The sequence below is a fragment of the Bartonella refiksaydamii genome, assembly GCF_902652675.1.
Lineage (GTDB): Bacteria > Pseudomonadota > Alphaproteobacteria > Rhizobiales > Rhizobiaceae > Bartonella > Bartonella refiksaydamii.
Genome location: NZ_LR736295.1, coordinates 48,362 through 58,042, shown reverse-complemented (window position 1 = coordinate 58,042; position 9,681 = coordinate 48,362). Strand labels below are relative to the sequence as shown.

Here is a 9,681-nt window from a genome sequence, read left to right as displayed (position 1 = left end):
ATACTCTGAGACGCGCGAAATCCTTTAGCAAATGGTTTCTTAATTTTGCTCGTCTTATGAATGCAAGAGAGAATGTTTTTGCACATATGAAACAGTGGTTCTCAAAGAATTCAAAAAATTATTAGAGAATGTTGGAGGAAAAAGATGAGCTTTGTAACGGTATGTTGGAAAATCCTATTCCCGAACTTTTGTTAACGTTCCCGAACATTTAAAAAGATTACAAAGAATCAATACGTTATACATAGGAGAAAATTGGATGGTGATCCCGACAGGATTCGAACCTGTGACCCACGGCTTAGAAGGCCGTTGCTCTATCCAGCTGAGCTACGGGACCAACTGATCATTTCCTCAATCCCAAAAAGCATCTTTAACTCAATGCGTCCAAGATTGCTGCCTATCACTGTGAAAATTATCAGAATAAGAAACAGCACGTCGAATCGGTCTATGTGTTTTTTCTACGCGATAAGGAATAGCATTCTTGCGCGCAAAAGCAACTGCATCTTCTTTCCTATTGAACTGGATTTTTATTTGATTATTCATATCAGATGTCGCCGTGTATCCCATAAGAGGCTCAAGCATTTTTGCCTGTAACGGTTCATATTCTAAAATCCAAAAACCAGTGTTCCTCCTACCTGACTGCATAGCTGTCTTCGCAGGACTATAAATACGTGCAATCATGCTTAATTTTCCTTAGACGATACATAACACCCAAATAACAATTTCTCGCTTCACGCCCCCACTTGAGCTATCTTCTACATCCTACCAAATATGGTCGGAGCGATAGGATTCGAACCTACGACCCCCTGATCCCAAATCAGGTGCGCTACCAAGCTGCGCTACGCTCCGCCATTCACATTTATTTGATGCACATTCCCTAAAATTTTCACAACAGAAGTGCAAGAGAAAAACACTTTTTTTTTCAATTTTGTTACTTTTCTTACAAAAAAACTTTTTTAAAATCTTTTTCTGACAAATAACATATGTATTTATAAAAACAAGAAAACGATACCCTAAAAAATCCACTCCACGTTAACAAATAATCAACTTCTTCATAAGCCTAGAATTCTCATATTACTTTGAAAAAGCTTTCATGACAACAAAACATATAGCGAATATAATTTACGTAACAAAATGGCTTTAACATCACAAAAAAATTCCAAATGGCATAAAGCTTCAATATCTCCACTTTATTCATAATTCATATAAAATCCAACGCACATCATGAAGAAAACTGGTTAAGTTCCTCTGCCCTTCTATCTTCCCAATCACTGTTGTTTTTAAATTCTATGCTCTCTACAATGCCAATTTATAAACTAAAAAAACAAACACTTTTCTCAATGAAGAAAAAATTCTTATTCTCTAAAATTATTTCCAAACGCTTAAATATGTTTGTATAAGTCATGAAAAAAGTTGTCATAAATTAAAAACCGCAAAGTTATTCAAACAACATATTAAGCAGATTATGCAAAAAAGGAAAAAATAAAAACACACTGTTTTATCCACTCTTGATAGATATAGAAAAAGCAGAAAACGTAAATAACAGCATTTCTATCTGCACACTATAATGACAATAAAACAAAAGCACTTCTATTGAACAATTTAGGTCGTACTAAAAAATATTTACTGTATTTGCATGGTAAGGGCTTCACCAATAACAGCACGCGTTATTTTACTTTTTCTTTGTAATGCTAACTGATCAACAGAATCAATAACACGTTTTAATGAAAATAAAGAACGCTCACAGCGGCTTACAAGATAAGAAACGGTATCCGGATGAACAATAATTTGTTTATCAGAAAAAAGTTTAAAAGCAACAGCTGTTAACAATGCATCATCAGGCTGATTAATCGCGACTAACATAACAGAATTAAGGCGACTTTTCAGATCATTTAACTTTAAATTCCACGCTAAAGGTACTGTACGTGCCGTTATTAACAACGTAGCATGACGCACATCAATATTTGCTTGCTTAACGCTGTTAATTAAGTGAAAAAGCCCTATTTCACTAATTTCATCCGCATCAATATCCTCAATTAAAAGCGATCTTCCTGAAGAAGCAACAGCAATAGCCTGATCAACTTCATTGCGATGAAAAATTAAAGCGTCGGCTTTTTGAGCCCACACACTAGAAAAGTGCGTTTTCCCAGATCCTTGTCTTCCAACCAAAACTGCAATAGGTAAGACCCAATTTGGCCAATGATCAATAAGCTGAAAAGCCATACGATTGCTTTCCGTCACTACTAAGTCATCAAATTGGAAAGCCGGATTATAAAAAAAGTTTAAGGGTAATTGCGTTTCATGCCCCTTCATTCTAACAACTCCGAATTGCCACTTCGTGAATACATCTGAGAATTAAGGTAAGTATGAAGAGCAAAACGAACCAAAACACCAACAGCCGCTGCTGCAGGAACCGCAACAAGCATACCAGTAAAACCAAAGAGTGATGAAAAAGCAAAAAGTGCAAACATCAGCCACACCGGATGCAATCCCACTGACGAACCCACAAGTTTTGGTTGAAGAATGTAGCCTTCAATAAACTGACCAATTAAAAAGAGAACCATAACAACAACAATCCAACCCCAATTATTAGGATAAAACTGAACCCATGCAACACCAACAGAAAGCACAAAACCACTCATTGTACCAATATAAGGAACAAAACTGATAAGACCAATAAACATACCAATCAAAAGACCAAAATTAAGTCCCGTGATAGTTAAACCGATAGCATAATACCCTCCCAATATTAAACAAACTGTTCCTTGTCCACGAACAAAGCCAGCAATAGCTCTATCCATTTCATAAAAAATACTGCGAACGGTCTCAAGATGATCCCTCGGTATTAACGAATCAACTGCGGCAACCATACGCGGCCAATCTAATAACATATAAAATGCCACCACGGGTGCCACGACAAATAAGCTCACAAGATTAACGATAGATTTTCCTGACTTCAAAAGTGAATTCAAGAGAGACGTAATAAAATCAGAACTTTTTCCCAAAAGTCCTTTAATATTACTCTGTAATTCATTCGGATCACTACCAAAATAGCGCCTAACCCAATCAAAATCATGCTCAACAAAAAAAGTTTGAATACGACTAATATAGACGGGCAAGCCATCACTCACAAACTGCTGTATTTGCCAACTGATAATAGGAATTAAAATAATTAAAGAAGCGACAAAAATAACAACAATAAATAAAGTAATGAGGATAGTACCAAAAACACGACGAATACCAAATTTTTCAAATAATTGAACAATAGGATTAAGAAAGTAAGCCAACACAATCCCTGCTACGAAAGGAAGCAAAACGGATCCCAAAATAAACATAAAAAGAATGAAAAAAATCAGCGTACCAAGCCAGAAAAAAATTTGCTTTTTCATATTGTTCGGTAACGGTACTTGAGTATAAGCTGGCACATAAGTCTTATAACGGTCACGAGCCCCACTCTCCCTCACCTTCTTGTTCATAAGCTGTGAAGTGAAATGGTCCTGATTATCTGATACCTTGCTCATAAAATATCCTAAAAAACTCTTCACAAAAAAATTATAAACCCCTTTTACATGGGTCAAGAAAAGATATAGGTCAAGTAAAATAGCTTATTTCTTAAATACTAAATATCAATACCACTTGCAGAGGCAACTTTATCATGGCATTGCATAATATAAAAATCTGATTTTCCATAAGGAAGACTCCAATGAGCAACCAAGATCTCATAAATAATAAATCCAAGTGCAGTCTTACCTATGCAAAAGCCGGTGTAAACATCGATATGGGTAATGCTATGGTAGAAAAAATTAAACCCTTTATACGCTCAACAAAACGAGCAGGAACAAATGCAGAAATTGGCGGCTTTGGTGGCCTCTTTGATTTAAAAGCAGCCGGCTTCACAGATCCCATTCTTGTAGCAGCAAATGATGGCGTAGGAACAAAATTAAAAATTGCCATTGAAATGGGTATACATGACACTGTGGGTATTGATCTAGTAGCCATGTGCGTCAATGATTTACTCGTACAAGGTGCTGAACCTCTCTTTTTTCTTGATTACTTTGCAACTGGTAAGCTTAACCCTGAACAGGGTGCGACAATCATTGCTGGTATAGCAGAAGGATGTAAACAAGCAGGTGCTGCTCTCATTGGAGGAGAAACTGCAGAAATGCCAAGTATGTACGCAGAGGGAGATTATGATTTAGCAGGTTTTGCTGTAGGAGCATGCGAACGCAGCGCATTACTCCCCTCAAAAAATCTTACAGAAGGCGATATTATTTTAGGACTTAACTCATCTGGAGTTCATTCCAACGGCTTTTCTCTCATAAGACGAATCATCAAACAAGATAATTTAAAATGGGAAAATCCAGCTCCATTTAATCCCCAAATCAGCCTTGGTACAGCACTACTCACACCAACACGCATTTATGTAAAATCACTCCTATCTATTATGCGAAATTATGAAGGAATTAAGGCTCTTGCCCATATCACAGGTGGAGGCTTTCCTGAAAATATTCCACGGGTACTTCCATCTTCTCTGTGCGCTGAAATTAATCTTTCTGCCATTCAGATTCCATCAATTTTTTCATGGATTGCCAAACAAGGTAAAATAGAAGAAACTGAAATGCTGCGAACATTTAATTGCGGCATTGGCATGGTTATTATCGTAGCGCAACACGCAGTTGAAGAAATTACACAAGCACTTGAAATGCAAGGAGAAAAAATTATTCCCCTCGGCATTTTAACAAAACGCCAAAATAAAAAAATATTCTATAAAGGTGTACTACACTTATGAAAAAAAAAATTGTTATTTTTATTTCTGGCAACGGATCTAATATGGTTGCCCTTGCCAAGGCAAGTAAACAAAAGGAATACCCTGCTGAGATCATCGCGGTTATTTGCGATAATCCTTATGCTGCCGGCATTGAAAAAGCACGTAACAATAACTTGCCTACGCACATTGTTGATCGCAAAAGTTATCCAACGAGAGAAGCACACGAGGAAGCTATCTTTACGATTTTAGCTCAACATAATCCAGATCTTCTCTGCTTTGCTGGCTATATGCGCCTCATCTCATCGCGTTTCGTAAAACTTTATGAAGGCCGAATTTTAAATATTCACCCTTCTCTTTTACCGTCATTTAAAGGTTTGAATACACATGAAAGGGCTTTACAAGCAGGCGTTAAAATCACTGGATGCACTGTTCATCTTGTTACAGAAGATATGGATGCAGGAAAAATTCTTGCCCAAGCAGCTGTTCCAGTCTGTCCAAATGATACCACTGAATACTTAGCAGAGAGAGTACTTAAAGCGGAACACGAACTCTACCCCAAAGCCTTAAAAGCCTTCATTGATGGAAACAAAAAAATGATAAATACTCAACAACAGCTTTTATCCTTTTGAGTATATCAAACAGCGCTTTCCAACCTTGCAAAAAACTTTCCTGTACTCTCCTCTCTTATAAAGTTTGAATAGGATAAAATTACATCATCCTCATAAATGTTTTTGTACAAAGTGTGCAATACTTTTTTAGCTTTTTAACGGTCAATTTTCTAATTACTCTTAACTTATTTTGTTCACTAGGCTTTACTCACTACTACGCCTATCTTTTCAAAATACCCACTTTCGTTTAAAAAATTTTAAAATAAACGATGTTTCTATTGTATAATTTTTTATTTCATTATGAAAGTGTTTCTTTAACTATTAGTGCTAACTGTTTGAGTGTAAATGGTTTAGATAGAAAACCAAAAACAGCATCTTGTGGAAGATTTTTAGCAAAAGCATCTTTTGCGTATCCAGAAACAAAAATAAATTTGATATTAGGATAGTTTTTACGTGCTTCCTTAAGCAAAGTCGGCCCATCCATTTCTGGCATCACCACATCAGAAACGATAACATCAATAGCTCCCTTATGTTCCTCAAGAATGGCAAGTGCTTCTACCCCGCTTGCGGCCTCTAAAACAGTATATCCTCTCATTTGAAGCGCTCTTACTCCACCCATTCTGACTGCATCTTCATCTTCGACCAACAAAACAGTCGCAGATCCTGTCAAATCTGTATTTTTTTCTTGCTCTTCCTCTTTTTCAATCAATGGAAAAATTTTTCCATTATTATGAGAAATATAACGAGGGAGAAAAATATGAAATGTTGTTCCCTCTCCTTCTCTGCTATCACAGTAAATGTAACCACCTGTTTGTTGGATAATTCCATAAACCATTGACAAACCAAGCCCAGTTCCTTGTCCAACTTTTTTTGTTGTAAAAAATGGTTCAAACATCTTTTCTTGTATAGCAGCTGATATACCAATTCCTGTATCTGAAATAGTCAATTGTACATACTCACCAATTACAAAACCAACATGATCAAATTCAACACTCTGTTGTTTTGTAATATTATTTGTTGCAATCGTGACAACCCCTCCATTTGGCATAGCATCACGCGCATTAATAACCAAATTCATAATAACACGCTGAAAAGATGCTTGATCAACTTCAACGCTCCACAAATCTCTTCCATGAATAATTTTTAACTGAACATTATTGCCTAAAAGGGGTAAAATGAGATTGCGAATATCTGATAAAAAATCTGTAAAATCCACCTCTTCAGGACGAAGTGTTTGCTTCCTAGAAAAAGCTAGTAATTGCTGTACAAGCGCAGCTGCGCGATTGGCATTATTTTTGATATTGATAAGATCAGCATGAGCAGGATCAGAACTACGATGTGTATTTAAAAGAAGATCGCATGACATCAAAATTGCTGTTAAAACATTATTGAAATCGTGAGCAATACCACCAGCCAACTGCCCAACAGCTTGCATTTTCTGACTTTGCATCATTTTATCTTCAAGTGTTTTTTGTTCTGTTATTTCTATAACAGAGATAATGACCAAATTTCGCGGTGCTTCACTGTAATAAGACAGTATAGGTACAAGATGGAGGCGTAAATGGCGTTCTTCATTATTTTCTAAAACTGTTTCTAGAGAAACTGAATAATTTTTATTTGTTGTAATTTTCTGAAATGCTCGCTCTAGCTGCATATGATCACGGTGAAATATAACATCATAAAGATTGATAGTTTTTCTCGTACATCCTACGAGTGATGAAAAAACATTATTCATGTGAATCAAATGTCCTTTCTGATCCGCTACTGCTATTGCAAAGGGGCTTGCATCAAAATACCCTACCAGTGCACTAGGTAATTTTGATTGATCATCATTCTCTCCCTTTTGTACCTGCTGCGGAATTACGACAATACGATAAATAGCTTCATCTTCTAGGAGAGAAGAAACACACATAAAACAATTCAATATTTTCTTAACACTGATCTCTGAATTTAAACATAACGGAAACGTATAAGGTAAAGGGTACCCTGAACTTTGATGTTTGTCATATTGCAAACAAATATCACGCCACGCGCCATTAACTCCAACGCTACCAAATAATTGATCAAAACTATATTGCCCAATAGTAAAGTTAACCAAGTCAATTGAAAACCATTCAGCAAAAACTGCATTTACATAAAGAACATTCCCTTGGCTATTCACGGACAAAAAACCAACAGGAGCTTGATCCAAATGATTTATAGCTTCTTGAAGATTCGAGAAAAAAACTTCACGACATTCTTGCAAATGTGAAACATCAGCAATACGCCAAAATAAAAGCTTTTTTCCCCGCTTTGTAATTGGTTGAACAGAAATATTATACCAAACAGATTTTTTTTGCGTAGAATGGACAAAAATTGGTTGCTCGACTCTCAATTCTTCTTGCGCTGCAAGATGACTACATGCTGCAACTTTTAAGCGATACGCAAGTGCACCAGCCCCAGGAAGATCAGCAATAACTACATAACAAGAGGAGTCAGGCTTATAGGTAAGAATTTTTCGATAACTTTGATTAGAGTAATAAACAAAACCAGATAAATCGGAGATTATAATTGCATCATCGCTACTATTAAAGATGCGAAGATCAAAATCTTCATGAAATTGTGCTGCATTACATTTTAAAACTCCCATTCCAATCAGAACGAGTGCAGCAACCCCTATAACCGCTAAAGCTAAAAAAGAAATCAATTCGACCTTTTGCAAATAGCTTTGTGGATAAAAAAAACCTAGAACACCCACAATGAAAAGAAAAGCTATTACAAAAATAACACCAAGAACCACACCTCCTCGATTTACAGAAGAAGAAGACGATGATCTTCCATTATTCTCAAAACTTTTATCCATCTCACTTTGCCTTGATTAAAGCTGTTACCATAAATTAACTCCATAATCATTGTTATAAAGTACATACCATGATAATATCTCCCTAAGAAACGTCACCCATATCATGTTATAAGCAAACCTTTTAAGGGTATATTTATAAGCTTATCTCAATAAAAAATAATATTTCCATTCCAAAATGGGAGAAATTTTTATGTATGTCTGGTTATCAAGCCAAATAGGCACATCTGCCGCGAACATAACCACAAGCGCTGTGTTTTTTATAATAACAATCGCTGCTCTTTCTGCAATCATCCTGTTTGTACGTCGTTTAAACACAGGAAAATTCAGTATCAACAGAAAAAAGCGTCCAACGCGATTAACATTATGTGATACAATTGCTATCGATCGCGCGCGTAGTCTTATTTTGGTACGTTGTGATGATAAAGAGCATTTGCTTCTTATTGGCGGATTAACAGATGTTGTTGTAGAATCCAATATCACCAGTACATCCATCATACAAAAGAGAGAAGCACAGCCAACATTAACAACAGCAGAAATCACTCCAAATGCCAACCTTACAGAAAAAAGGTCTTTTTCCACAAAAGAAAGAGAACGCCCACAGAACGATTCTTCTAGCTCTTTTATGAAACAAAACGTTGAAGATTCAGCAATTATCACTGAAATTGAAGGGCGACAAGAGCCATCCTTATTTATCCCTGCCCCCAAAAAATAAAATACACAACTCTAACAGCGCGCATCTCACTTGCTCATCATCTCAACCGACTTTAATCATCACGATAAACTTTTTCCCGTCGTTCGTGGCGTTCCTGTGCTTCCAACGATAAAACTGCAATTGGTCGAGCCTCAAGACGCTTTATACTAATAGGCTCACCAGTTTCCTCACAAAAACCGTAAGTTCCATTATTGATGCGCTCTAAAGCAGCATCTATTTTTGAAATGAGTTTTCTTTGACGATCACGAGCACGTAATTCAATTGTACGATCAGTTTCGCAAGACGCCCTATCGGCCAAATCGGGCTGACCAACATTCTCTTCTTGCAAATTTTCCAAAGTCCCCCGCGCTTCTCTTAATATATCATTTTTCCAAGAAACCAATTTAGCACGGAAATATGCCTTTTGTCGCTCATTCATAAAAGGCTCGTTTTCGCTAGGGCGATATTGATCATCAATCTCTTCGCTCATGCCATAAAAACCTCCACATACGGTATGTGCGGTCTATATATTGTGCAACACCGATCAATACAAGCGCAAAATATTTTTTTATACACTCTATAATATGTTTAAAATTCCTGTTTAACTCTTCAGCTACTCTTTCTAAATAGCATGTCACTCCCTTGACATAATGACTAGTCAAGGCTTGTCCATAAATCCTCTTTCTCATGATATCTACAAGCCTAGAAAAGCAGGTATTCAAAATCAGACGCAATAACCTTACTCAATTATTGGAGCAAGACTCAAACCTACTAA

General features: G+C 36.4%; 8 protein-coding genes and 2 tRNA genes. 3 read left to right on the top strand and 7 right to left on the bottom strand.

Annotated features, from left to right (window positions below; genetic code table 11):
- Positions 1-257 precede the first annotated feature (257 nt).
- The 5 genes from GQO39_RS03945 to GQO39_RS03925 all read right to left on the bottom strand — a co-directional run bounded on the left by GQO39_RS03945 (position 258) and on the right by GQO39_RS03925 (position 3,518).
- Positions 258-334: transfer RNA gene (locus tag GQO39_RS03945), tRNA-Arg, on the bottom strand.
- A 38-nt stretch (positions 335-372) separates the two neighbouring features.
- Positions 373-678, bottom strand: coding sequence for an ETC complex I subunit (locus GQO39_RS03940; RefSeq protein ID WP_156851036.1), 306 nt, complete (start codon positions 676-678; stop codon positions 373-375).
- Between the two features lie 91 nt (positions 679-769).
- Positions 770-846, bottom strand: a tRNA-Pro gene (locus GQO39_RS03935).
- Between the two features lie 774 nt (positions 847-1,620).
- Positions 1,621-2,310 (bottom strand): DnaA regulatory inactivator HdaA, encoded by a 690-nt coding sequence (gene hdaA / locus GQO39_RS03930; RefSeq protein WP_156851035.1) that lies wholly within the window; start codon positions 2,308-2,310, stop codon positions 1,621-1,623.
- Positions 2,307-3,518 carry an AI-2E family transporter gene (locus tag GQO39_RS03925; RefSeq protein ID WP_156851034.1) on the bottom strand — a complete coding sequence of 404 codons (1,212 nt, stop codon included), beginning with the start codon at positions 3,516-3,518 and terminating at the stop codon, positions 2,307-2,309. The genes hdaA and GQO39_RS03925 overlap by 4 nt, the downstream gene beginning before the upstream one ends.
- Positions 3,519-3,700: 182 nt before the next feature.
- Between GQO39_RS03925 and purM the strand changes: the two genes are divergently transcribed.
- On the top strand, positions 3,701-4,786 hold the full coding sequence (gene purM / locus GQO39_RS03920; protein ID WP_156851033.1) for a phosphoribosylformylglycinamidine cyclo-ligase: 1,086 nt from the start codon (positions 3,701-3,703) through the stop codon (positions 4,784-4,786).
- Positions 4,783-5,394: a phosphoribosylglycinamide formyltransferase gene (purN, locus tag GQO39_RS03915; protein WP_156851032.1), complete on the top strand. Its 612-nt coding sequence runs from the start codon at positions 4,783-4,785 to the stop codon at positions 5,392-5,394. The genes purM and purN overlap by 4 nt, the downstream gene beginning before the upstream one ends.
- A 277-nt stretch (positions 5,395-5,671) precedes the next feature.
- On the opposite strand, the gene GQO39_RS03910 is transcribed toward purN, so the two are convergent.
- A complete protein-coding gene (locus GQO39_RS03910) occupies positions 5,672-8,215 on the bottom strand; it encodes an ATP-binding protein (RefSeq protein WP_156851031.1) in 2,544 nt (847 codons plus the stop codon).
- 190 nt (positions 8,216-8,405) lie between these two features.
- On the opposite strand from GQO39_RS03910, the gene GQO39_RS03905 reads away from it, so the two are divergent.
- Positions 8,406-8,927: a flagellar biosynthetic protein FliO gene (locus GQO39_RS03905; protein ID WP_156851030.1), complete on the top strand. Its 522-nt coding sequence runs from the start codon at positions 8,406-8,408 to the stop codon at positions 8,925-8,927.
- 52 nt (positions 8,928-8,979) lie between these two features.
- Here the strand turns inward: GQO39_RS03905 and dksA are convergent, their stop codons facing one another.
- Positions 8,980-9,396 (bottom strand): RNA polymerase-binding protein DksA, encoded by a 417-nt coding sequence (gene dksA / locus GQO39_RS03900; RefSeq protein WP_156851029.1) that lies wholly within the window; start codon positions 9,394-9,396, stop codon positions 8,980-8,982.
- Positions 9,397-9,681: the final 285 nt, after the last annotated feature.